The sequence below is a fragment of the Citrobacter freundii complex sp. 2025EL-00176 genome (genome assembly GCF_053309355.1).
In genome coordinates this window covers 210,693-232,411 of sequence record NZ_JBRYHT010000003.1, presented here as the reverse complement: position 1 = coordinate 232,411, position 21,719 = coordinate 210,693, and the positions used below count along the sequence as shown (strand labels likewise).

Genomic DNA, 21,719 nt, shown 5'->3' with positions numbered 1-21,719 from the left:
TTTTTTGTTATCTGGATATTTGTTGGCAGCAAAATGGCAGCAGGATTTCAGCTACCATCAACAAAAAACCCGCCTAAGCGGGTTAATTTGTTAGAAATTCATGTGTCCCTGACCACTATTTAATGGGTGTGGCGGAGCATGATCGACAAGTCCAGGGGTAACAATGTAGCGCACGACGGTTTCATGGGTAACAAAAGTGGTGCCACAATTAATATTTTGGCACTGGCAGTAGCGTTCTTTTGTGTTATCAGACACCCGAAAGCTACTACGAGTATGTGCAGCATGTCCGCATTTCGGACAATTCATCATATCCGTCTCTCCCCACCGATTCCTCGCAATCACATAATGATACACTACACATCCATTTTGTGAACAAAATCATTCCATTTCTAAATCATCAATTTTTACTTCAAGCTCCAGACTGGTAGTAAAACCATTATCCGGGCTGACCGTATGCGTCAAAGTTGTAATGGTCCATTCGGCATCGTCGATAGGCTGCTTAAAGCCGCTCACCTTTACCGGCATTTCGGTGTAGAGATCTGCCCGGCCCTCAGCGAGCTGCAGGGAGAAAGACGCAACACCACGCTGCAGGCGCTCCCATTGCATTTTTGCCGCACGCTCAGCATTGCTGCGGTTTGCGTAAGTACGATTAAGAACCAGCACGTTTTCATCCGTTCCCACCAGATAATCACCCTGTTTTGCTTCCGGCTCTTTGGGCGCGGTGGTTTTCTTCCGGCGGCGCTTAACCTTGGTTGTTTCTTTTTTCTTGGGTTCGCGAGTATGCAGCCAACTGGCAATTACACCGGTATAAGCACCACGATCAGCCAGGGTAAAACGATGACCGTCACCGGCTTTACGTTCAATGGTGATAACCGGCAACGGCTTACCGCTCGCTGTTCTTCCCTGCCCCTGCCTGATAAACAGCAGGTTTCCATCCTTAACGGAAGCAATCGCCCCATACTGGCGCGCCAGCTTCATCAGGAAACTGGCATCGCTTTCATTGGTCTGGTCCATGTGATCCAGCGCCTTATCCGTCAGGTCTTTACCCAACGCCATTTTGAGGTCATGCCGTGCTGCGATTTCCTTTACCACATCGCCAACGGTTGTCTGGTGCCATGACTTTTCGCGCCGGGTATTGAGGGTTTCACGAAAATCAGCACTACGTGCGCGAATGGTCAGGCGGTCAGGGGCACCGCTATGCTCAATCTCATCCACCGTGAATGCCCCTTTTGGGAAAAGTGGCTGGCCCTTCCATCCCAGCGCCAGCTGAATAACGGCACCACGTCGCGGCAGAACGATCTGCCCGTCGGCGTCGTCCAGCTCCAGATCAAGCTGGTCAGCCTCAAAACCCCGGTTATCGGTCAGCGTCAGACTCATCAAGCGCGCATCCAGCGCGGTAGTCACGTCCTTACCTTCAATGGTGATACTGAAAGCCGGGCTTTTGCTGTTCAGGTCAAAAAGATCAGAGCTAAAATTCACTGCAGCAACCCTCCAACCGTATTTTTAATATTACCTATCGCAGATGTTGCAGAGTCCTGCAGGTTACTGAGCTGATCGCTGAGACTGCCGAACATATCAGACAGCGACTCATCAACCCTTTTCATGGTCAGCGTAAACTCAATACGGCGAGGCATTCCGCTTTCAAAAAACTCTGTTTTTGTCTGACTCAGGCTCTCGATCACAAACATGCCGTAAATGGTCCCGCTTCCCTCAATCAGAGGCCATGCTTTGCCCAGCTCTGCCATTTGCTCCAGCGCGAGCAATGACAGCCTGCCCCCGGTGACTTCCGGCAGCAGTACGCCAGATAACGTCAGCGGGTCATTATCCGGGCCAAGAAACTGCGTTGATGGTCGCCGGTTCACCCGACTGTTGGCGGCGTGTCGCCAGCTTCGCTGATACTGCAGCTCCTGATATGGCACTGTACGCAGCATGAAGACATATAACCCCAGCACCATCATCATGATTCATATCCCCCTTGATCACTGAAATTACTCCGCGCTTTAGCCCTGGCTTTGCGCTCGCGCTCGTCAAGCTGCCGCGCGACTTCGCGGGCAATATCCTGCGCACTCTGCCCAGGCTGGGCAGTGATATTAATCGGCGCGTTAATCTCATAACGGATCACTGGCGGTACGCTGGCAGATTTCGCAGGTTGACTTTGTTTGTATGCCATTGCCGGTAGGCTGTACGGATGCAGTGGAGCAGCCTCCGCAGGTGCTGCCGCTACGCCCATTACGCCAGCTATGACGGAAGCCAGAACCTTCTGACTTAAAGTCTCCGGATCAGCTCTTTTCGCCGTGATTTCCGTAACGGCCTGTGTCGGCATGACGGCTGCAGCGATACCAGCAAGCTCAACAGAGCGATCTCTACTCGGAAATTTTACCGGGGCGTTAGCGATTTCAGACGGCAACATTAACCGGCTTTCAGCCCGTTGCTCCCGGCTGGATGTTACATCGTGAGAGGGGCTTACCTTTGCCGCCAGTTTCGTCAGTTCAGTAGCACGATTGCTTACAGGAAAGTTTGCTGGGCCATTCACGCTATCAGGCGGCAAAATAATCCTGCTTTCAGGACGCCGTTTAGCGCTGGCTGGTTCCGCTTGTGAAGGATTGAGCGTTGCCGCCATCCTTGCCAGCTCAGCAGTGCGTTTTCGACCGGTGACATTTGCGGGACCGTTCACTATTTCGGGGCCGTTCTCCCCAACGATGCCAAACTGACCTCGCGGGATTGTGCCACCGCTGTCATACATGCCTGCAAACCCCATCGACGGAAATCCGCCAGGTGGCAACACCACCTTACCGTCACTGTTCACCGTAGCAGGATGCTGTCGTGTAACCTGTTCAGGTAATTTTGCTTTTGCCGCTTCCTTACTGACGATGCCGAGTTTTTCTAGCAACCACGACACGCCTGACTTGAGAGACTCAAGCGGGTGCATCACCATATTCAGACCTTCCGCCAGTGCCTCACCAAACCTGCGGCCCATTGCAGCTGCGCTGTTCAGTTCTTCGGAAGTGGATTTAACCGGCGTAAGCAAATCAGTGAACCACCCCCACAAAGCCTGCACCTTGTCGCCAATCCACTGAAAAACAGGCCGCAATGGCTCAAAGGCAGCACTGATCGGTGCAGCAGCGGCTTTGAATCCCTCCACCACACCACCCAAAAATGCGCTGATCGGCTGCCAGTATTTCCAGACAACCAGCGCCACGCCAGCCAGCGCAGCCACAACCAGCCCTATCGGACTAAGTAACGCACCCAGCAGACCGAAAATGCCATATAGCGCGACACGAAGTAATGCCAGTGGGCCGGATACCAGAAAACGCAGCACGCCACCGGCAGCAGATAACCCACCCCGCAGCACCGCCAGCGGATTCATCACCATACCAATAACATTACGAATGCCTGACATTCCCGCGCGTAGCATTACAAGCGGCGCACCTGCTACAGCTTTCAGTGCATTGCCAGCCAGCCCGGCAGAACGGCGCAAGGAATTAAGGGGAGCGCTCAGCAGCCCGGCACTGCCGCCGGATGAGGCCATACCACGACGCAACAGGGAAAGTGGAGCACCTGCCAGCCATGACAACGCACTTCCAGTTCGGGTAACTGCGGCAGTAACAGAAGGTAAAGTTTTTACACCCAAGACAGACAGGCCAAACCGGATCACCGCTATCGGCCCCAGCACTGCAGCCACCGCCACTGTAAGCATACCGAGCGCAACGGTGATCGCGGCAGTCGCTGCAGCAACTTTCATCAACGTGCCTGCCAGCTGCGGGTTGGCCTCTATCCAGCTACGTAATGCGCCAGTGACACTTTTTACGGAATCCATAATATCCATCAATGGCTGGCGCAGCGTTTCGCCCAGGCTACTGAAAGCATTCTGCGCCCCTGTTTTGACTAGCAACCACTGTGCAGATAAAGAGTCTTTGTTGATATCAGATTCTTTCTGCATGGAGCCGTTCGCTTCATCGCCTGCAGTAAGGCTAAGCTGGCGTTTCAGCTCTGTAAGATTGTTTGCAAGTTTTGCCGCATCATCACCAAATTCATTTCCAAAGACTAAAGACATCACGCCTAATCGTTTATCTTTGGGTAGACTATTGACCTTCTCAAGTACACTCTGAATAGTCCCCATCGCGTCCTTGGTCATTTGTTTTTCAAGCTTTTCAGGATCGAGCTTTAATATGCCCACCCCTTCTTGAAAACTTTTTCCCTGAACTGTTGCGGCAGACAATTTACGCACCATCGCATTAGCTGCGGTTGCGGCTACTTCTGGGGCAGCCCCCAGAGTAAGCAGCGTAGAGCCAAGCGCAGCCGCTTTACGATAGTCCAATCGATCAGCCACACCCCCCATGCGCTGCAGCACGTCGATAATATCCGCGCCTTTTGACATAGCGTTATCATCTAAATAGTTCAGTGCATCGCCCAACTGCTCGATATTACGGGTAGGCACCTTATAAAGTTGCGCCACCTTTCCCAAACTTTCAGCTAATTCATCGGCGGGTAGCTCAAACGCCGTTGCCGCTTTTGCCGCCGTGGATGCAAAGGCCAGCAGGTCACGCTTCTGGTCTTCGTAAGGATCGTCCTGTTTAGTCACGCCCATGCGCGCACCACCTTCAACCAGTGCGGCATAGTCTATAGCGCCGTTCTCCATCGGCAGCTGTTCGCTGGCGGCCTTGATAGCATCCTGCATGTCATAAAACTGTTTCGTGCGGTTGCCGTTATCGTCCCGCAACCCGTTTACCTGCTTTGCCACGCCTTTCATGGCATCTTCCATGCTGGAGTAGCTTTTCACCGCTGCCATGACCGGCGCACCCATTGCCAGCCCCGCTGCCGTGGTGGTTGCCCCTGCTCCGGCAATGCGATCCCTCACCTCAAGACGGCGTGAATATTGCTCACGTGCGGCATTCATTTTCGCTTGCTGTTCGCCCAGGCGTTTCAGGGATTTCTGCTGACGTTCCATCGCCTGCCGGGTTTCGTCGGCATTTTTACGCAGTTCCCGCTGGGCGCTACTGAGCTGTTTAGTATCAATGCCGGATTCTTTCAGCGCTTGCCGCTGCCGTTGTACCGAACCCAACAGGCCGTTGTAGGTCTGCTGCAGTTCCTGCACACGGTTTTTTGCCTGACTAAATAATCTAGCCTGAGCAGCAGTTGGGCGATTTGTTGCAGCAAACTGCGTGGCAAGTTTTGCGGCTTCTTCGCGCGCAGCACTGAGATTTGTTGCAGTGATTGCAAGCTGTGACCGGGTTTTACGGAATTCATCAATACGCCCGGCCTGTTTATTCAGTTCTTTCAAACTGTTCCGGGTAGTTTGAAGCGCAGTAGCCAGCTCTTTTGAGCTGGCCTGCGCGGATCGGAATGGGCGGGTGAGCTTGTCAACCGCATTAAGAATCACCTGCAGGCGCAGGTTGTTGTCACTCATCGCTGGCCCCGCTTCTCTGAATCGCTTTATGCCGCCACTCCAGCACATCAGTCAGCGGCATAACGTCAGTGGTGGACGGCGACCAGTGAAAGATGGTGGCAATATCTGCCACCAAATCATCAACCGTCAGGCTGTCGGTAAACCGGCAAGCACCGACTTCTTCAACAAAAAAGTCACCACCTCTACCGACAATGCGGTGAGATCGGCGGGGTCCAGTTCTGCCATTTCCTGCGCGGTCAGTGTCGGGGTAGAGATACGCGGGATCACAGTCATCATCGCGCCCACGTCCATATCCATAATGGCCTGCAGACGGGTGCCACGCAGCGCACCGGACTGCGGCTTGCGCAGCACAATTTCGGTAATTTCAGTTTTACCGCGCTTGATCGGGGTATCCAGTTGCACAGTCTTTTCAGTCAGTTTGTCGCTCATGTTCTTTTCCTGTTAATAAACTACTGGCGCGGCTGCCCGCGCCGTTAAGGTTAATCAGAGGCCGAGGGCGTTACGGTGTTCTTCCATCAGGTCCACGCCGTCAACGATTTCAACCATGTTGACCAGATCGACCTCATAGAGCACTTCGCCGTTAATGGTCAGCTTCGCGTAGCTGTTGGTGCTGCTGACCTTGGTGGTGCTGCTCTCGCCGGTTTTCCACTCGCCGGAATCCACTTCTTTATGACGCCCGCGCACAACCAGCTCAACGGCCTGCACTTCGCCGGTATCGTCACGCTGAATGGAGCCGGTGAAACGCAGCTGGATGCCGTCAACGGTTGCCTTGCCCATCTGCTTGAATAACAGCAGTTCGGTGCCGCCTATTGAAAATTCCGTGTCCAGTGCGCCGTCATCCAGCCCCATATCCACGTCCACCGCACCCGGCATACCGCCGCCGCGATACTTCTCAAACTTGCGGGTGAATTTCGGCAGGGTCAGAGACTCAACGATCCCCTGCCAGTTGTTCCCGTCGTTGAACAGGTTCAGGTGTTTTAACTTGCGTGGTAAAGCCATGGTGTCCCCTTACGCGCTGACCTGGCTGGAGAAATCCAGCAGATACTGATCGGTGATGCGCTGGCGCAGCATCAGGTTTTCAAGCGGCGGCACGGGCGTGTAGTCGTAGTCGATAGTGAGTTTCCCGGCTTTCAGGGAGTCTTTATCGTTCACCGACTCATCCAGCCAACAGTCTGCGCCGATGATGTAGCCCTGCGTTTTCAGGCTGCGCAGCTTGGCGCGGATACCTTCGATAATGTCACGGGCCAGCGATGGGTTGAGCACGCCATCCACCGCCCACATGTGCGCTTCTGCGATGGTGTCAGCCAGCACCTGCGCCGTGCGGGTGTAGTTCTCAAAGGCAAACAGAGGATCGTCACTGAGGCAGCGGGAACCCCAGAAGCGGAAGCCATCTTTGCGGATAAGCGTGGTGACGTCATTCTGGTTGAGCAGTCCCGCATCGGTTGCCGGGTCCTGCAGATCCCAGAACACATCGGCGGAAATGCCAGTGACGCCGTTCACGCCAACGTTAGAAAGGGTTTTGTGCCAGCCTGTCTGTTCGTCAATTTTGGCGCGCAGGCCGAGCGCACGGGCGGAGGAGTAAGCCGTCGCGTCTGCATTCAGCACGGTGTCAAAGTTGATGAAGTCAGGCCAGATCAGCATCCCCTCGCGCTGGCTGAAATTGTCACGGTAGGCAATCGCCTCTTCCACCGTTTTGCAGCCGTAGGCGGACAGGTAGGCGAACCCGCGCAGACTCTGCGCCACGCTCAGCAGCTCAGTAGCAACCGCCTGCGTGTCGTGTCCCGGCACGCCAAGGATGCGCGGCTTAACGCCGAGCTGCGACTGAGCAGAAAGCAGAGCCTTAACGCCCGTCTTTTTCCCTTCAGCCGTTACGCCGCCGATAATGTTGGAAGTGGTTTCTTCTTCGGTTTCGCCCTGCGCCACGCGCACGACAACGGTCACAGGTTTAGCCTGGTCGGCAATCGCATCCAGCGAGCGGGCCAGCGTGCCGGAATCGCCCGCTTTGCCGCTGGCAGTCAGTACGTCAGTCAGCAGGACAGGCTTATTGAGGGGAAACATGGACGCATCGGCATCATCGCCGGTGCAGACCATGCCCACGATGGCAGTGCTCACCGTGGAAATGGATCGAGTGCCGTCGTTGACTTCAACAACGCGCACCCCGTGGTGGTAATCCTGAGCCATAAGGCAGTCTCTCCGGTTACAGGGGGTCTGCTTATGTTCTTGTTGATATGCGCGTGGCGCACGCGCCAGGCTATGTATGGTAAATGGCACAATGGAAGGGGTAAAAAAAACCCCGCAAGTGCGGGGGCGTGTTTAATTTTTGGGAGATTCAGGCCAGATAATATTGGGCGCTGTCGAGGTATCGACATCTTTTAATGCTTTGATGTATTCCAGCCATTCAATTAATAACATCCGACTTTCTTCAGTAATCGTACCCAGCAATAATTCTGTCTGCCAAATACTAATGGTCGAATAAGCCTCATTGAGGAGTGATGATTTACGCGACTCAGCCTGATAGACATGTTCCTCATGAGGGATCTCAGGTGCAGGCGGTGCTATAAAAGCACCGTTAGTATATAACCAGCCAACCCCAGCGCTAATATCATCAACATTAATTACTTCGTAATCAGAGAAAATATCTCCTTCACCATCCCACAGGACAATGTTTTCAACAACACCGTTCCGAACCAAGGCAAAGTTACTCATTATGTATACTCCTGAACAATGACAATCCCCGGCGCACCACTCCCGCCCGCTTGTGGATCGCTGGATGCTGCCGCACAGGCACCGCCACCGCCTGAGCCATAACCCTCGGCATCGCCACCCCCGCGCCCTGAAAATGTTGCTGAACTTGCGCCACCAATGCCACATTGACCGAGGGGGGTGCTACCCCCATGGCCTCCAGATACGGCCTTGATTGAAATAACTATTGCCCCTGGGAGATCAAAGCTACTGCGCACAGATTGCAACACGATACCCGATGAAGTTGCTGATTTTCCCCTCGCAACACCTTGTATGTATGTCGAATTTGCTGATACACCTCCAGCCCCACTACCTGTACCGCCGGGTGCTGTTACCAGTTCTCCGAATGAAGTCGTACCACCGTCACCGCCAGAATTAGAGCCTGCCGCTCCACGCTTCCCCGCAGCGCCAACAACTACATTAGCTGTGAAGCTGGCATTAATATCAAAAATAGAATCAATGTAAGCACCAGACATTCCCCCGGCGCTGGTTGCCTGCTGTGTTTCAGTTGTAGCTGGAACACCACCCCCTCCGCCGCCGCCACCTACAGCGATAACGCGGATTTTTCTGGCTCCTTTTGTGGGGGTGTACAGCCCTGAGGTTCTGAAAATCACAGTATTAATTAATCGCCCCTGAAATTTGCCATCGCCCAAACCAAGGTATTCGAGAATGCCCGCAACCGACTTGCCGGACAGATCGGTTAAGGTACTGTTGAGCGGCTGCTTGCCAGCCAGGGCGTTTGTCATGGTGGTGGCGAAGTTCGGATCATTACCCAGCGCCTCTGCCAGTTCGTTCAGCGTATCCAGCGCCGCCGGGGATGATGCAACCAGCGCCGCTATGGCTGATTTGACAAAGGCCGTGGTGGCAATCTGCGTATTGTTCGCCGTCTGCGCAGCTGTCGGTGCTTTCGGCGTGCCGGTTAACGTCGGGCTCTCTTTGGGCGCGTACTGAGTGTGGGGGTCCGCTGCGGCAAGGTGCTTTGCCATCAGGTCATCCACATACACCTTTAGCTCCAGCACTTTGTCATCCACATACTTGCGGGTTGCCAGCACCACTGCCGGGTCAATTTTCAGGGTGATGTTATCGGTGCTGCTGGTAATCAGCACCATTCGCACGGTCTGCGTGCGTCCGCTCCCTTCTGCCAGCTGCGGCTTGTAGCTCTCAGGGCAGTTGCCCACAGCAATCAGTGCACCTGTTTCATCAAACAAACCAACTTCACGAATCCACCAACCGCCCTCGGTTTCGGGGATCACCTGCTCAGCAATAATCTGGCTGCTGTTCTGCGGATCGATATACAGCATATTTAATGCCGCACGGCGCTTTTCAGCAACCAGCGCTGTCTGCTGCGCGCTTGGAGTCGGTAGCACACCGCCACCGTCACCCACAGCCATCTGGGTAATTTTCAACGGGACACCGAGCGCGGCGGCGCTTGCCAGTTTCGCCGCGCCGATATCCGTCAGCAGGGTATAAAATTTTGCGCTCATGGATTCACTCTCATTGTGTCAATAACATGGACCGCCCCGCCTTCGTAAGCGGTGCCGCCGGAAATAATGGTTTCGTTGATATACGGGTAGATCGTGATTTCCTCGCCGGTGTAGGTGGCTGCGCCCACAAAATAGGGGCCGCTGGTCTGCAGGTTGATGGACATGCCGATCAGATGGCGGCTGCAGGGTTTGGCGTCACCGATCAGGCGCTCCAGCTCCAGATAGGTTTCTTCCGTGATGCCCTGATCCTGCACACCAATGTCCAGGCGGAATGTCCCCGGCGTCTCGCCGGTCTGCCACCACTCAATGATGCGGATCAGAAAGCCAAACGGCTCCACCACGCGCCGCACGGCGCTGGTTGTTCCCTTATGTTGATGGATATAGAAAGCATCCTGCACCACACGGCGCTTGACGCTCTCCGTCCAGCTTTCGTCCCAGCGGTCAACGGAAAACGCCCACGCCAGATACGGCAGAAAGCTGACCGGACATGTTGCCGGGTTCCACAAATCGCGCAGCGGCACCTGCAGATCTGAAATCCCGCTGCAGGTCTGCGCCAGTCGGCGCTCAAGCGGCGATGAACCGGGCGGCAGCAGGCTATTCATCCGTGCCCCCGTTGGTTACGCTCCATTCCGTACAGGATGCCGCCTGCGTCTTATCCAGCACCACATCATCCAGCGGGGACGCCAGTTCCACACGCTGGACGCCCTCAACGTGCAGCGCGGCATAAATCGCGCTGCGACGGATATCACGGCCCAGCCGCGTCTGACTGGCGATGTACTTCTGCAGACTGGCTTTTGCTGCCGCCATCACCGGCTCAGCTTCCGGCCCCGGATAAAGAAAAATCGTCGCATCCACGCGGTACGGAATTATTTCGGCGCTGCGCACTGTCAGGCGGTCTGCCACCGGACGCACGTTCTCGCTGTTAAGCGCCTGCTCCACCACTGACAGCAGATCAGCCTCTGCCATACCGTCACCTTCACGGCTCAGTACGGTAAGCACCACCTCCGCCGGTGCCGGACTGGTTGCGCTGGCATCTGCCACGCGCCCGTCCGCGCTTTTGGCGTGAAACTCATAGGCCGCCGTCGGCCCCGCAACGGACAAACCCTCAAACGCAGCCGGAACACGCAGGCGCAACGCATCATCGCTTTCCATGACGGCAGCAACCGGCGGCACCGCGTCGTTGTCGGCAGGCGTTACCGTCAGGCGTTTTACGTTGTAGTTGGCTGCCAGCTGATCGAGATCGCCGCCGATGGCATATGCCACCATGACCGCCTGCGCGGCCTCGTTAATACGCTGCCGCAAAAGGATTTCACGGTAGGTGCTTTCCTGCAGCAGCTTGGTGACGGGTTCAGATTCCAGCGACAGCGTGCGCCGCACCGCGTCCTGCTCATCCTCCGGATAAAGAGCCACAAAAGCGGCCTTGCGCTCAGCCAGCAGCGTCTCAAAATCCGGCACGTCCACTATCTGCGGCGCGGGCAGCTGGGAAAGGTCAATCACTGCCATTGTCTGCTCCTGTTGATACGGAAAGGGAAACCGGCGCGCCGTTATTACGCTGCCCGGTAAGCTCAACCACCATGGAACCGTCAAAATTGCTGCTGATGGTGATGGAATCCAGCGTAAGCCGTGGCTCCCAGCGACTCAGGGCCACATAGACCGCAGACATGACCTGCAGGCGTAGCGCCGGGTTCTGCGGCTGGTCAATCAGGGCGGACAGCAGGGAACCATATTCCCGGCGGGCAATCCGGCTGCCCTGTGGGGTCAGCAGAATATCCCGCACTGACTGGCGCAGATGGTCAGTATCAGTAATGGCCTTGCCGTTGCCCTGGCTCATGCCGATATACATCGTCATACCGGTCCTCCTGACGTATCACCGCCGGACTTAACGCCGGTGTGACCGTGTTTATCCACCACGATCCCGTTGGAACTCATCGCGCCGCCGCCCTGGGTGACGCCGCCATTGATCACCACCTCGCTGTTAATGCGTGTGGTGTCTGCCTCCACCACAAACTCACCGGTTTTGAGGGTGATATTGTCCGCCGCCTCGATCACCATGGATTTGATACCCCGGACATGCCACCGCCCGGTGGCGGGTTCATACTCAAACCAGCCTCCATCCGGGTACTCCGTCACGCAACCGTCCACGGAGTCCGACGGCGGCGCAAACTGATTGGAATAGATGGCAGGCAACGCAAAAGCGGTTTCCAGATTGCCGCCCATGCTCAGCACCACCACCTGCTCATCCGGCGACGGGCACCACCATGTACGGGCACCACCGGCACGCAGCGTCAGCCAGTTAATCCAGTTGGTTTCAAGCTCGCCCACCCTCACCCGGCACAGCCAGTTTTCCCGATCCACTTCGGTCACAGTGCCGGTGCGGATCAGGTTGGTGATAAGGCGCATGATTTCGGTCAGTTGTGCATTCATAACGAAAGGTTGCCATCAGAGGGAAAAGGGAGGCAGCGCGGGCGCTTGTGCCAGCGGTGGCACAAAGATCACCCCGCCAGCCAGCGCAGCAGAGTGTCACGGGTGATGGTTTCCACCTCATCATTCACGCCCAACAGGCGGCGCTCTGCGTAGCGGACCTCCGGGCCTTTTCGACTGACGCGATCCCGCAGGCCGTAATGGTGAACACGGGCAATGCGCTGCACCTTGCCATCAAACTGCACGCTGGCGGAGTCCGCACTGGCGGTGGTTTTCAGGTATTTTGTGGTGCGAAGCTTTGCAAACATCTGGCGTTTGATGCGCCCCTTCTTGCTGCGGGCTGTCACCCGGCGCGGCTCATAACCGCTGCCGTCAGGATTACGCTGCAGCCTGATGTTCTGCTGCTGCGTCCGGCGCAGCTGTTGCGCCAGTTGCCGCATCATACGGCTGCGTGCAGCAGGCTCCAGATTTGCCAGCAGCGCCGTCAGCCAGTCATCCACCCTCTGCAGCTCATCCACGTTTCACCGTCCACATTTCTTCGGGTTCGTCCGGCTCCGGCACCGCTTCAACGCTCGACACGCTGCCGTCAGTGCTGACCAGCACGCGCTCCGTCAGTTGCAGGTTCAGGCTGATATCGCACACATCGTTGCGCAGAATATCCACTTCAAAGGTGAACAGTTTTTCACGCAGTTCCGGGTTATTGATGGCATCCGGCTGGTTGTCACTTAGCCACAGCAGCACAGGAGCCATCAGCAGATTCTGGTCGCCGCTGAAATCCTCGATCACCACGTTCAGGGTGTAGCGGTACTCCCATGACATGGAGCTGGCACCGGTTGCCACCAGTGATCCGTTATCAACGAAAAGGTGCAGCTTGTCCGGGTTATCGCGGATATAGGCAACCGCTTTATTCAGGGCGCTGCGTAAGGACTGCGGTTTGTTCACTGTCTCGCTCCTGACACGCAATAATCGTGTCCACTTTGTCAGCACAGACCGCCCAGGCGGCCTCGGTTTCATCCAGCACCGCATTCAGATCGCCGTTACTGCGCGGCGCTGACCTTTCCAGGCGGCACTGTGTCACTCTGGGACAGCCACTCACGGTAAGCTGCACCTCCGGCGAGGGCCGGGCGGTCCCGCAACCTGATAATGTCAGCAGGCAAAGGAGTGTCAGCCCAGCGGCGTAAATCCTCGTTTTCACGTTTCAGTTCCTCGATCCGGTGCTGGCGGCTGCGCAGTAGTGCGGTGGTCTGTTCCGCTGCCGCATAAAGCCGCGTCTGCTCCCGGCTGTTGGTTTCAGTCAGAATGGACAGGCCGATCAGTTGGCTGTTTTTCTTCGTCAGCTCCTGCGTTTTGCTTTTCAGCGCCGCGCCCTGCGTTTCGATGGTGTGGCTGGCATTGTTTAGCTGCCACGACTGCCAGCCCAGCGCCGCAAGTACCAGCGCCAGCACTACCGCCAGCGCACGCATCAGGCCGCCATCGGCTCATGAAGCTGCGCGCGGGCAATCTGATACAGAACCAGCGTCAGCAGGTAAAACACCAGGGTGATCACCCATCCCGAAAACGCCAGGCACAGAACAATAAGCAGCCTGATTACCCATGTACGCACGGGTTTTACAGGGTGCGCCCTGAATTTGAGCAATGCCGCCCTGACCTCATCCCGTGCCCGATCTCCGGCGAACCACCCGACAGCGCACAGCGCAGCAAGCAGCCAGGCGAGGAAGCATGACACCCAGACAGACGCACCAACCAGAACCGGTGCACCGCTGCGCGGATACAGCAGACTGATAACCAACAGCGCAGCCCATGCCAGCTGGAAAAAAACGCTCATGACTTTCTTTTTCATTCCGTTATGCTCCTTTTAAGCACCAGGCCATTTCCCGCGCGCGGCGGTTGTCCAGCCCCTGATTAAACACACCTTTGACATATACCCAGCGTGGCAGCTGATGGCAGGCATCCGCCCAGCGCCGCTGGTTCAGTAACTTAACCAGCGTGGAGCTGCAGGCGTTGCCGGTGCCCACGTTGAAAGCAAACGACACCACCGCGTCATAAACCTTTTGCGGCATCGGCTGCACCACACATTTATCCAGCGCCCGCTCCACGCGCAGCACGTTGGTGATAAGTCCCTGCGCCGCCTGCCGTTCCGTGATGGTTTTGCCCGGCACCACACCGGACGTATTGCCGATCCCGTCGGTCCACACGCCCGCGCTGCACTGATAAGGCTGCAGGCGGCATCCCTCGTAATCGGCAATCAGTTTCAGCCCCTCAACGGAAGTATGAAGCGACTGAAAACCGGGCAGCGTGGCGGCGATAGCCAGTACCGCCCCGACAAGGCAGCGCTTAACGATTGAAGGATTCATATTCCCCCCGCGAAATTTTGCCGCCACGTAACAATTTGAAAGACTGGTGTTTGTAGTACCAGTTGATAGCCAGCATCAGCACACCAATCAGTACGCCGCCAACCGTTGACGCATCCTTGAGCGACAGATCGCCCAGCCATGCCAGCAGCACGGCGATGCAGTAAGTGATAAAGGCGCTGATTCGTTCAAGCGTCATAATTCAGTCCCATAGCTGGACGGTCTGCGCCGTGGTTGACGCCGTAATGTCCGGCAGCTCCACCTGCAGCCCGTGCGGTAAAAATGGGCCGTACTCAGCCAGCCCCGGATTTGCCTGCAGAACCTGCTCAGTGACACCCTGCGTGCGCCCGTAATGACGCCAGCAAAGTGCGTCCACCGTGTCATACTGATGCGCACGCACTTTCATCAGATAAGCTCCACCGTACAGTGCGGTGCATCCTGCACCCGGCTGATGGCCCAGCGGGCATCACGCCACAGATCGCCGCTGGCCTCCGCCAGCTCCTCCCCTCGCTTCACGCCTGACGACGTGGCGTCATAGTCCTGATAACGCTCATTGAGCACGGCGCGCGCCCAGCAAAAAACGGCGTTGTGGTAGTGCTGGATACGCTCGCTTTTACCGTCCAGCATTTCTGCGGGAACCTCAGCAAGTGTCCGCCAGCCCAGCATCTGCTGACGGTTGCGGAAGTCGTACAGCTCAGCGTTAACCTCAGAAATAGCCGTCAGCACGACCTGCTTTAAACGCGGCTGCGTCACCGTGCCGTCAGTACGCATCACACTGCGAAATTCCGACAGGTCCACATCAGGCCAGAACGGCGTGTTTTTGATGACCTCCGCCTGTTCCGGTGCCTGTTCGGGCGCAACAAACTTCATGCGGCTTTCTCCTGAATAAGTGGGCGGTGGACGGGGTTTTGATGCGGCAATGCCTTTCGCCACCCCGTGCCGCCCGTGCGCGGGGCACGTTCTTTAGCGGCTGTCATTGCGCAGTCTGCGCTCCAGCTGCTGCTTTTCTTTTTTCACGCCACAGCGGGGATCAAGCTGCAGCGCATGGGTAAGGTGATTCAGGGCAGACGCCGGGTTGCTTTCGCTCAGTACAGCACCGATGGCTTTATGCAGGCGCGCCCGCGACTGGTCCGGCATATCCAGATCGGTGGTCAGGTCCAGCGTCTGCAGAAGCAGATCGGCATCAAAACCGGCAGCGGCAAGCAGAGCGCTTTGCGCCGCGTCTGCCATTTCTTCTGCCAGCACGGTCTGCACGTTACGGTTGCCCAGAGGCATCACCCAGCCATGGCGCAGCGCATGGCGCCCGATTTCGAGCGCACCGGCATAATCACCGGCGTCGATACGCCACAGCATCACGTACATCAGCACGTCATCCTGCTGCGCACCTCCGGCAGCCAGCACGCCCTCCGCCCAGGCGGAATATTTCGGCAGCAGTTCCACCTTGATTTCCGCCTTTTTCACCGTGGACTGGACGCCCTTGAGGCGGCGGCGGTCTTCTGCCAACTGCAGCAGCATCAGGTCATAGCCCGACGCATGGCGAACACTGCCGCCCTCACGGGCGGCCTGTTCAGCCTGAATGCGCAGGCGGTGCTGCCGTGCGGGACTCAGGCTCATGCGTTATTCCCCACTTTCCGGTGCGGCAGGCGCGCTGAAATCACCGATTTCGATGTTTTCTACCAGCGCCGCGCAGCGGTAGTCCTCGACCACATACGCCTCGTTGACGGATTCAAAGTTTTCAATCCGGTCGCGTTTCGGGTTGTCGATAACTGAACGGCGGCGGGTGTCTTCCTGCCAGTAGATGGACAGGTTATCCAGACGGGTGATCAGCATGGCATTTGCCGGGAAGAAAGGCGCGCGCACAGCCTGCAGGCCGCCCATGCGTTTCTGGCTGATGATCAGATCGGCGGCGATTTTCTCGCTGTTGTCCTGCTCTTTGTTGACCAGCGGGAAATACTTGTCAGACAGCAGTTCACGTCCGCAGACAACAACCAGCTCGTCATCATCCTGATACTCCACATCGATCAGCTCGTTGACGGTATCCATCACCACCGCGTCAAGATTTACATACTTACCACCCGGACCTACTTTTACTGGTTCTGCAGTAGTGGTGCCGTCTTCTGCGGTTTTGCTGCCCATGACGTGATCCGGCGCGTCTTCGCGGATTTTCTGCAGCCAGCCTTTATTGACGTCCTGCAGCAGCGGGTTTTCAGCACGGTTGGAGGTTTTGGCGCGCTTCACGCCGTTAAAGCCGATCATGATGCGGTCCAGCGCCTGACGCTTGACGATGGCGTTGCGAATACGCACCTGGAAGTCCTGGAATTTCGCCCACATGTCCAGTTTTGCGTAGGTCAGCACCGTATCAAAGTTGGTCTGCTCGCATTTGTATTCCACGTCTTCCATCAGCGTAGGATCGGTAGGCTCGCGCTCTTTGGTGGTGGTATCGGTGGTTCCGGCAATGGTGCTGCCAACGCCCAGCCCCAGCAACTGACCGGACTGCTCAGTGACCGGCGTGATGTTAATAACCGTCAGGAAAGCGGCGGACTGCTGGATCTGGTCTTCCAGCGTCTGCTGCACGGACGGCTCCACGGTAAACTTGCTGGACAGTTCTTCAACTTCCACACCGTTCAGGCGCGCCAGTTGCTGCAGGTAAGCGTTAAAGGCAAAGCGGGTTTTCTTTTTCATCGGGTTTTATGCTCCATCAGCAATTGGTCAGGGTGCCTGCCGGTGCGTCACCGCCCGGCGCGCGCTGGCGGTAATCTTTGCGGCTGTCTTCACGGCTCAGCTGCTGCTGTAACTCGGCAAAGGCGGTCTGCTGCTCCTGCAGGGAGGACTCCAGCTCAGAAAGGCGCTGGTCCTGATCGGACAGGGATTTATCAGTGCGCTCGCTCAGGATCTGCTGCTCAGTAGCGACCAGCTCCACGGCTTTATGCACATCAGAGAATCGCGCATCGTCGGTCTGCTCTTTTTTGGTGAACAGCGCGGTGACGCGGGCAAAGAGGGACGGCTTTTCGTCCTGGGCTTCTTCCAGTTCAATCAGCGTTTCAACCGCTTCCGAAAACAGGTTTTCAGGGTTCAGCTTACGGTTTGCCAGCGGGTTATGTGCTGCACTGGCGCTGAAAGCCAGCATTTCGGTGCCCAGGCTCGCAGGATCGTCCGTCGCACCCAGCCCCACAAGATAGGCTTTGCCGGTGTCGGCAAACTTCGTGCTGACCTCCATGGAGGTGAACAGCTTCTGGCCTTTCTTCACCAGTTCCACCAGGGCGTCCGTGGGTTCGATATCGGCATAAAGCGCCATCTTGCCCGCCAGCGGGCCGTCCTGGATTTCTTCTGCAACCAGCCCCGTCACCCTGCCGTAGCGGTTAAAGGTGCTGTCCGGCAGATAAGACTTGATGTGCTCAAGGTTAATCAGCGCGGTATAGACCGTCGGGTTGTAGCTGGCAGCCATCTGTACCAGCCATTCACGCTGGATCTCGCGCCCGTCAGTGGTGGCACCTTCCACCCCGATACGGAAACGCTTTGCTTTCACTGTCATGAGCCGTGCTCCGTTAGAAATAACTTACTGGAGCCTTATGTTTGCGGTGATGGGGGGAGTGAGACAACGCGCTGTATTTGTACGGTAAACCACACAAACCGCAGCCGGGGAAAGCCTCCATCCAAGGCCGTATGTTTGGGCCATGAACACGACACTGACCCCCGCAGACCTCGATCCCCGTCGGCAGGCCATGCTGCTGTACTTTCAGGGATACCGCGTAGCCCGCATTGCTGAAATGCTGGGCGAGAAAGTTGCAACCGTTCACAGCTGGAAGAAGCGCGACAAGTGGGGCGACTATGGGCCGCTGGATCAGATGCAGCTCACCACCGCCGCACGTTACTGCCAGCTCATTATGAAGGAGCAGAAAGAAGGGAAAGACTTCAAGGAAATTGACCTGCTGGCGCGCCAGTCAGAGCGCCACGCCCGGATCGGTAAATTTAACGATGGCGGCAACGAAGCAGACTTAAACCCGAAAGTTGCCAACCGTAACAAAGGGCCGCGCCGCCAGCCCGAAAAGAATGTTTTCACCGATGAACAGACCGAAAAGCTGGAAGAAATCTTCCGCAACGGCATGTTTGAATATCAGCGCCACTGGTGGCAGGCAGGCGTAAAACACCGCATTCGCAACCTGCTTAAATCACGTCAGATTGGGGCAACATACTTTTTTGCCCGCGAAGCGCTGATTGATGCCATCACCACCGGGCGCAACCAGATCTTCCTCTCAGCCAGTAAGGCGCAGGCGCACGTCTTTAAGCAGTACATCATCGACTTTGCAAAAGAGGTGGATGTTGAGCTGAAAGGCGACCCGATGACGCTCAGCAACGGCGCGTGCCTGTACTTCCTCGGCACCAACGCCCGCACGGCGCAGAGCTACCACGGCAATCTGTACCTTGATGAATATTTCTGGATACCGAAATTCCAGGAGCTGCGCAAGGTGGCCTCCGGTATGGCCATTCACAAGAAATGGCGACAAACCTACTTTTCCACGCCGTCCAGCCTGACCCACAGCGCGTATCCGTTCTGGTCCGGCGCGCTGTTCAACCGGGGCCGCGCCAAAGCGGACAAGGTGGATATTGACCTGACCCACAGCAACCTTGCGCGCGGCGTGCTCTGCCCGGACGGACAGTATCGCCAGATCGTCACCGTAGAGGATGCGGTGCGCGGCGGCTGTAATCTGTTCGACCTGGACCAGTTGCGCATGGAGTACAGCCCTGACGAATACCAGAACCTGCTGATGTGCGAATTTATTGACGATCTGGCGTCAGTGTTCCCGCTCAGCGAGCTGCAGGCGTGCATGGTAGACAGTTGGGAAGTCTGGTCCGATTTTCAGGCTCTGGCGCTGCGCCCGTTTGGCTGGCGCGAAGTCTGGATCGGATACGACCCGGCGAAAGGCACGCAGAACGGTGACAGCGCCGGGTGTGTGGTTGTGGCACCACCAACTGTACCGGGCGGCAAGTTCCGCATTCTTGAGCGGCACCAGTGGCGCGGGATGGACTTCCGCGCCCAGGCTGACGCTATCAAAAAGCTGACGCAGCAGTACAACGTGACCTATATCGGTATCGACTCGACCGGCGTCGGTCACGGTGTCTACGAGAACGTGAAAGCGTTCTTTCCTGCCGTACGGGAATTTGTCTACAACCCCAACGTCAAAAACGCCCTGGTGCTCAAGGCATACGACATTATCAGCCACCGGCGTCTGGAGTTCGACGCCGGGCATACCGACATTGCGCAGTCCTTTATGGCTATCCGCCGGGCCACCACCGCCAGCGGCAACCGCCCAACCTATGAAGCCAGCCGCAGCGAAGAAGCCAGCCACGCAGATTTGGCCTGGGCAACGATGCACGCGCTGTTTAACGAACCGCTGCAGGGCGAGGCCGCCAATACCAGCAACATTGTGGAGATTTTTTAATGAGTGAACACGACGCCCTGACCAGTACCGCGCCAGTACAGGAAGCCGCGCAGCAGAAGAACACAACTCACGCCGAAGCGTTCAGCTTTGGCGATCCAATCCCGGTACTGGACCGCCGTGAGCTGCTGGATTACGTGGAATGCGTGCAGATGGATAAGTGGTATGAGCCGCCTGTGAGCTTTGACGGACTGGCGCGAACCTATCGCGCCGCCGTGCATCACAGCTCACCGATTGCCGTTAAGCGTGACATTCTCAGCAGTACCTACATCCCGCACCGCCTGCTCAGCCAGCAGGCTTTTGCCCGTTTCGTCCAGGATTATCTGGTGTTCGGTAACGCCTATCTGGAAAAGCGCACCAACCGGCTCGGCGGCGTTCTCTCACTGGAGCCAGCGCTGGCGAAGTACACACGGCGAGGCGTGGACCTCGACACCTACTGGTTTGTGCAGTATGGCCTGACCACGCAGCCCTATGAATTTACGCAGGGCAATATCTTTCATCTGCTGGAGCCGGATATTAACCAGGAGATTTACGGGCTGCCCGGCTATCTCTCCGCCATCCCGTCAACCCTGCTCAACGAGTCCGCAACGCTGTTCCGCCGGAAGTATTACATCAACGGCAGCCACGCAGGCTTCATCATGTACATGACCGACGCAGCACAGAACCAGGAGGACGTGAACAATATCCGCCAGGCAATGAAAAGCGCCAAAGGGCCGGGCAACTTCCGCAACCTGTTTATGTATTCGCCCAACGGCAAAAAGGACGGCATCCAGATCATCCCGTTATCAGAGGTTGCGGCGAAAGATGAGTTTCTGAACATCAAGAACGTGAGCCGCGATGACATGATGGCAGCGCACCGCGTACCGCCGCAGATGATGGGCATTATTCCCAACAATACCGGCGGCTTTGGTGATGTGGAAAAGGCCAGCCGCGTCTTTGTCCGCAACGAGCTGATGCCGCTGCAGAAGCGACTGCAGGAGCTTAACGACTGGCTTGGAGAAGAAGTGATCCGCTTTGAGCCGTACACGCTGGGACTGACAGAAGACAAGCGCAACGACTGACCCACCGCACCACGACAACAAGACCGCCCCTCACAGCGCCCCAGCAGCATTCTGCGGGGCGCTTCTTTTTTGCTGCCGCTCTCTCACCCTCACCAATTGAAGCCGCCAGCGTGCCGGAGATTGCGCCGGATTTTCACCATTTCACCCCGTTGCGCGCGCTCGTATCCCCGCCACGCCTGCCCGCTTTGTGTAGTGGTTTTCATGCACCTGCATGACATAAGCAAAAGCCCGCCAGTTCTGGCGGGCCTCAGCAAAAACGATCCTCAAACGATCATGCGATTTCATGCGGCATAGACATGCACAACAGCACTAACGCCTCGCATAGCTCGTTGTTCAACCTTGCGGACGGTAAAAAACCAGTTTTATCGTCCGCAACGTTCGCTAATGTAACCAGCTGTCGTCCTCCCAGACCTGCTGCATTATTTCCATCACTCGCTTTTTGTCTTCATCCAGTTTTAACCCGCTCAGCTCAACGCCGTTGGCGCTGCCCTTACGGATACGAATTGCTGTTTTGGGATACAGAGGGCGCAAATTACGGTAAAGCTCGGATTCAAGGGCGTCCAGTGTAGCCTGGCTAATCTTCTGCTCTTTATCGATCATTATTTCAATGCGCATACAGATTTCCCTTAACTGGTTACGTCCATCGACCGGCAGTATTCATGGCTGCGGATTTTCGCCATCAGCTCGTCAGTCAGTTCGGACACCCACTGGATAGCCAGCCGCTTTTCTTCGTCGCTGCACTCACTAGCCGCTACAAGCTTGATAAAAAAATCAATGCGCTGGAGTTTCAACGACTCCAAAAGATAGTCCTGCAT

Annotated in this window: 29 protein-coding genes and 1 pseudogene; 2 read left to right on the top strand and 28 right to left on the bottom strand. The window is 56.5% G+C overall.

The genetic code is table 11. The features are described 5' to 3' along the window. Positions 1-90: 90 nt before the first annotated feature. The 26 genes and pseudogenes from ACVXHP_RS10055 to ACVXHP_RS09930 form a co-directional block, all read right to left on the bottom strand. Positions 91-309, bottom strand: coding sequence for a DNA-binding transcriptional regulator (locus tag ACVXHP_RS10055; protein ID WP_024146528.1), 219 nt, complete (start codon positions 307-309; stop codon positions 91-93). A gap of 69 nt (positions 310-378) precedes the next feature. Beyond that, on the bottom strand, positions 379-1,479 hold the full coding sequence (locus tag ACVXHP_RS10050; RefSeq protein WP_057057191.1) for a phage late control D family protein: 1,101 nt from the start codon (positions 1,477-1,479) through the stop codon (positions 379-381). Then, positions 1,476-1,961: a phage tail protein gene (locus ACVXHP_RS10045; protein ID WP_447571370.1), complete on the bottom strand. Its 486-nt coding sequence runs from the start codon at positions 1,959-1,961 to the stop codon at positions 1,476-1,478. Before ACVXHP_RS10045 ends, ACVXHP_RS10050 begins: the two co-directional genes overlap by 4 nt. A gap of 671 nt (positions 1,962-2,632) precedes the next feature. Then, a pseudogene (locus ACVXHP_RS10040) lies at positions 2,633-5,407 on the bottom strand (phage tail tape measure protein); the annotation flags it as partial. Further along, positions 5,400-5,519 (bottom strand): GpE family phage tail protein, encoded by a 120-nt coding sequence (locus ACVXHP_RS10035; protein WP_023206368.1) that lies wholly within the window; start codon positions 5,517-5,519, stop codon positions 5,400-5,402. The pseudogene ACVXHP_RS10040 and the gene ACVXHP_RS10035, both read right to left, overlap by 8 nt. A gap of 14 nt (positions 5,520-5,533) precedes the next feature. After that, on the bottom strand, positions 5,534-5,836 hold the full coding sequence (locus ACVXHP_RS10030) for a phage tail assembly protein (protein WP_032636603.1): 303 nt from the start codon (positions 5,834-5,836) through the stop codon (positions 5,534-5,536). 54 nt (positions 5,837-5,890) lie between these two features. Beyond that, positions 5,891-6,406 carry a phage major tail tube protein gene (locus tag ACVXHP_RS10025; protein ID WP_024552851.1) on the bottom strand — a complete coding sequence of 172 codons (516 nt, stop codon included), beginning with the start codon at positions 6,404-6,406 and terminating at the stop codon, positions 5,891-5,893. A 9-nt stretch (positions 6,407-6,415) separates the two neighbouring features. Continuing rightward, positions 6,416-7,588, bottom strand: coding sequence for a phage tail sheath protein (locus tag ACVXHP_RS10020; RefSeq protein ID WP_447571369.1), 1,173 nt, complete (start codon positions 7,586-7,588; stop codon positions 6,416-6,418). Positions 7,589-7,720: 132 nt separating this feature from the next. Beyond that, positions 7,721-8,113: a tail fiber assembly protein gene (locus ACVXHP_RS10015; protein ID WP_447571368.1), complete on the bottom strand. Its 393-nt coding sequence runs from the start codon at positions 8,111-8,113 to the stop codon at positions 7,721-7,723. Next, positions 8,113-9,633, bottom strand: a complete 1,521-nt coding sequence (locus ACVXHP_RS10010) for a phage tail protein (protein ID WP_447571367.1) — start codon at positions 9,631-9,633, stop codon at positions 8,113-8,115. Before ACVXHP_RS10010 ends, ACVXHP_RS10015 begins: the two co-directional genes overlap by 1 nt. Next, positions 9,630-10,235, bottom strand: a complete 606-nt coding sequence (locus ACVXHP_RS10005; protein ID WP_058657795.1) for a phage tail protein I — start codon at positions 10,233-10,235, stop codon at positions 9,630-9,632. The genes ACVXHP_RS10010 and ACVXHP_RS10005 overlap by 4 nt, the downstream gene beginning before the upstream one ends. Then, positions 10,228-11,136, bottom strand: a complete 909-nt coding sequence (locus ACVXHP_RS10000; protein WP_447571366.1) for a baseplate assembly protein — start codon at positions 11,134-11,136, stop codon at positions 10,228-10,230. The genes ACVXHP_RS10005 and ACVXHP_RS10000 overlap by 8 nt, the downstream gene beginning before the upstream one ends. Then, positions 11,123-11,482 carry a GPW/gp25 family protein gene (locus tag ACVXHP_RS09995; RefSeq protein ID WP_447571365.1) on the bottom strand — a complete coding sequence of 120 codons (360 nt, stop codon included), beginning with the start codon at positions 11,480-11,482 and terminating at the stop codon, positions 11,123-11,125. The genes ACVXHP_RS10000 and ACVXHP_RS09995 overlap by 14 nt, the downstream gene beginning before the upstream one ends. Then, a complete protein-coding gene (locus ACVXHP_RS09990) occupies positions 11,479-12,057 on the bottom strand; it encodes a phage baseplate assembly protein V (protein WP_032636616.1) in 579 nt (192 codons plus the stop codon). The genes ACVXHP_RS09995 and ACVXHP_RS09990 overlap by 4 nt, the downstream gene beginning before the upstream one ends. Positions 12,058-12,125: 68 nt before the next feature. Then, positions 12,126-12,572 (bottom strand): phage virion morphogenesis protein, encoded by a 447-nt coding sequence (locus ACVXHP_RS09985; protein WP_000343950.1) that lies wholly within the window; start codon positions 12,570-12,572, stop codon positions 12,126-12,128. After that, on the bottom strand, positions 12,565-12,996 hold the full coding sequence (locus ACVXHP_RS09980) for a phage tail protein (RefSeq protein ID WP_447571364.1): 432 nt from the start codon (positions 12,994-12,996) through the stop codon (positions 12,565-12,567). The genes ACVXHP_RS09985 and ACVXHP_RS09980 overlap by 8 nt, the downstream gene beginning before the upstream one ends. Continuing rightward, complete coding sequence (lysC, locus tag ACVXHP_RS09975) at positions 12,959-13,207, bottom strand: Rz1-like lysis system protein LysC (protein WP_223229656.1); 249 nt, start codon at positions 13,205-13,207, stop codon at positions 12,959-12,961. The genes ACVXHP_RS09980 and lysC overlap by 38 nt, the downstream gene beginning before the upstream one ends. Next, positions 13,092-13,520, bottom strand: coding sequence for an Rz-like lysis system protein LysB (gene lysB / locus ACVXHP_RS09970; protein ID WP_447571423.1), 429 nt, complete (start codon positions 13,518-13,520; stop codon positions 13,092-13,094). Before lysB ends, lysC begins: the two co-directional genes overlap by 116 nt. After that, positions 13,517-13,894, bottom strand: a complete 378-nt coding sequence (locus tag ACVXHP_RS09965) for a DNZ54_00345 family protein (protein ID WP_010835207.1) — start codon at positions 13,892-13,894, stop codon at positions 13,517-13,519. Before ACVXHP_RS09965 ends, lysB begins: the two co-directional genes overlap by 4 nt. A 4-nt stretch (positions 13,895-13,898) precedes the next feature. Further along, on the bottom strand, positions 13,899-14,408 hold the full coding sequence (locus tag ACVXHP_RS09960) for a lysozyme (RefSeq protein ID WP_001069919.1): 510 nt from the start codon (positions 14,406-14,408) through the stop codon (positions 13,899-13,901). Beyond that, entirely contained in the window at positions 14,389-14,604 is a 216-nt protein-coding gene (locus ACVXHP_RS09955) for an HP1 family phage holin (RefSeq protein ID WP_000171565.1), read from the bottom strand. The genes ACVXHP_RS09960 and ACVXHP_RS09955 overlap by 20 nt, the downstream gene beginning before the upstream one ends. 3 nt (positions 14,605-14,607) lie before the next feature. After that, on the bottom strand, positions 14,608-14,811 hold the full coding sequence (locus tag ACVXHP_RS09950; protein ID WP_000868184.1) for a tail protein X: 204 nt from the start codon (positions 14,809-14,811) through the stop codon (positions 14,608-14,610). Continuing rightward, on the bottom strand, positions 14,811-15,275 hold the full coding sequence (locus ACVXHP_RS09945; protein ID WP_213748801.1) for a head completion/stabilization protein: 465 nt from the start codon (positions 15,273-15,275) through the stop codon (positions 14,811-14,813). Before ACVXHP_RS09945 ends, ACVXHP_RS09950 begins: the two co-directional genes overlap by 1 nt. A gap of 93 nt (positions 15,276-15,368) precedes the next feature. Then, positions 15,369-16,019 (bottom strand): phage terminase small subunit, encoded by a 651-nt coding sequence (gpM, locus tag ACVXHP_RS09940; RefSeq protein ID WP_024552863.1) that lies wholly within the window; start codon positions 16,017-16,019, stop codon positions 15,369-15,371. Positions 16,020-16,022: 3 nt separating this feature from the next. Next, positions 16,023-17,087 (bottom strand): phage major capsid protein, P2 family, encoded by a 1,065-nt coding sequence (locus ACVXHP_RS09935; RefSeq protein ID WP_447571363.1) that lies wholly within the window; start codon positions 17,085-17,087, stop codon positions 16,023-16,025. A gap of 16 nt (positions 17,088-17,103) precedes the next feature. Continuing rightward, positions 17,104-17,937, bottom strand: a complete 834-nt coding sequence (locus ACVXHP_RS09930) for a GPO family capsid scaffolding protein (RefSeq protein ID WP_001528599.1) — start codon at positions 17,935-17,937, stop codon at positions 17,104-17,106. A gap of 142 nt (positions 17,938-18,079) precedes the next feature. On the opposite strand from ACVXHP_RS09930, the gene ACVXHP_RS09925 reads away from it, so the two are divergent. Then, a complete protein-coding gene (locus ACVXHP_RS09925; RefSeq protein ID WP_194694082.1) occupies positions 18,080-19,846 on the top strand; it encodes a terminase ATPase subunit family protein in 1,767 nt (588 codons plus the stop codon). Next, positions 19,846-20,904: a phage portal protein gene (locus ACVXHP_RS09920; protein ID WP_447571362.1), complete on the top strand. Its 1,059-nt coding sequence runs from the start codon at positions 19,846-19,848 to the stop codon at positions 20,902-20,904. The genes ACVXHP_RS09925 and ACVXHP_RS09920 overlap by 1 nt, the downstream gene beginning before the upstream one ends. Positions 20,905-21,285: 381 nt before the next feature. On the opposite strand, the gene ACVXHP_RS09915 is transcribed toward ACVXHP_RS09920, so the two are convergent. Together ACVXHP_RS09915 and ACVXHP_RS09910 are read right to left on the bottom strand one after the other, a co-directional pair. Continuing rightward, the gene (locus ACVXHP_RS09915) at positions 21,286-21,519 is read right to left on the bottom strand and encodes a DinI family protein (protein ID WP_001217561.1); all 234 of its coding nucleotides are present in this window, start codon (positions 21,517-21,519) and stop codon (positions 21,286-21,288) included. Between the two features lie 11 nt (positions 21,520-21,530). Further along, positions 21,531-21,719 (bottom strand): hypothetical protein, encoded by a 189-nt coding sequence (locus ACVXHP_RS09910; RefSeq protein ID WP_001154443.1) that lies wholly within the window; start codon positions 21,717-21,719, stop codon positions 21,531-21,533.

Bases quoted from the DNA above. Each gene is read 5' to 3' on its own strand.
- ACVXHP_RS09945 (WP_213748801.1), bottom strand. From the start codon at position 15,275: ATGAAGTTTGTTGCGCCCGAACAGGCACCGGAACAGGCGGAGGTCATC.
- ACVXHP_RS10010 (WP_447571367.1), bottom strand. From the start codon at position 9,633: ATGAGCGCAAAATTTTATACCCTGCTGACGGATATCGGCGCGGCGAAA.
- ACVXHP_RS09960 (WP_001069919.1), bottom strand. From the start codon at position 14,408: ATGAATCCTTCAATCGTTAAGCGCTGCCTTGTCGGGGCGGTACTGGCT.
- ACVXHP_RS09950 (WP_000868184.1), bottom strand. From the start codon at position 14,811: ATGAAAGTGCGTGCGCATCAGTATGACACGGTGGACGCACTTTGCTGG.
- ACVXHP_RS10055 (WP_024146528.1), bottom strand. From the start codon at position 309: ATGATGAATTGTCCGAAATGCGGACATGCTGCACATACTCGTAGTAGC.
- ACVXHP_RS10025 (WP_024552851.1), bottom strand. From the start codon at position 6,406: ATGGCTTTACCACGCAAGTTAAAACACCTGAACCTGTTCAACGACGGG.
- ACVXHP_RS10005 (WP_058657795.1), bottom strand. From the start codon at position 10,235: ATGAATAGCCTGCTGCCGCCCGGTTCATCGCCGCTTGAGCGCCGACTG.
- ACVXHP_RS09920 (WP_447571362.1), top strand. From the start codon at position 19,846: ATGAGTGAACACGACGCCCTGACCAGTACCGCGCCAGTACAGGAAGCC.
- ACVXHP_RS09990 (WP_032636616.1), bottom strand. From the start codon at position 12,057: ATGAATGCACAACTGACCGAAATCATGCGCCTTATCACCAACCTGATC.
- ACVXHP_RS09935 (WP_447571363.1), bottom strand. From the start codon at position 17,087: ATGAAAAAGAAAACCCGCTTTGCCTTTAACGCTTACCTGCAGCAACTG.
- ACVXHP_RS09955 (WP_000171565.1), bottom strand. From the start codon at position 14,604: ATGACGCTTGAACGAATCAGCGCCTTTATCACTTACTGCATCGCCGTG.
- ACVXHP_RS10020 (WP_447571369.1), bottom strand. From the start codon at position 7,588: ATGGCTCAGGATTACCACCACGGGGTGCGCGTTGTTGAAGTCAACGAC.
- ACVXHP_RS09930 (WP_001528599.1), bottom strand. From the start codon at position 17,937: ATGACAGTGAAAGCAAAGCGTTTCCGTATCGGGGTGGAAGGTGCCACC.
- ACVXHP_RS09910 (WP_001154443.1), bottom strand. From the start codon at position 21,719: ATGCAGGACTATCTTTTGGAGTCGTTGAAACTCCAGCGCATTGATTTT.
- gpM (WP_024552863.1), bottom strand. From the start codon at position 16,019: ATGAGCCTGAGTCCCGCACGGCAGCACCGCCTGCGCATTCAGGCTGAA.
- ACVXHP_RS10030 (WP_032636603.1), bottom strand. From the start codon at position 5,836: ATGAGCGACAAACTGACTGAAAAGACTGTGCAACTGGATACCCCGATC.
- ACVXHP_RS09925 (WP_194694082.1), top strand. From the start codon at position 18,080: ATGAACACGACACTGACCCCCGCAGACCTCGATCCCCGTCGGCAGGCC.
- ACVXHP_RS09915 (WP_001217561.1), bottom strand. From the start codon at position 21,519: ATGCGCATTGAAATAATGATCGATAAAGAGCAGAAGATTAGCCAGGCT.
- ACVXHP_RS10045 (WP_447571370.1), bottom strand. From the start codon at position 1,961: ATGATGATGGTGCTGGGGTTATATGTCTTCATGCTGCGTACAGTGCCA.
- ACVXHP_RS10015 (WP_447571368.1), bottom strand. From the start codon at position 8,113: ATGAGTAACTTTGCCTTGGTTCGGAACGGTGTTGTTGAAAACATTGTC.
- ACVXHP_RS09965 (WP_010835207.1), bottom strand. From the start codon at position 13,894: ATGAAAAAGAAAGTCATGAGCGTTTTTTTCCAGCTGGCATGGGCTGCG.
- ACVXHP_RS10000 (WP_447571366.1), bottom strand. From the start codon at position 11,136: ATGGCAGTGATTGACCTTTCCCAGCTGCCCGCGCCGCAGATAGTGGAC.
- ACVXHP_RS09995 (WP_447571365.1), bottom strand. From the start codon at position 11,482: ATGACGATGTATATCGGCATGAGCCAGGGCAACGGCAAGGCCATTACT.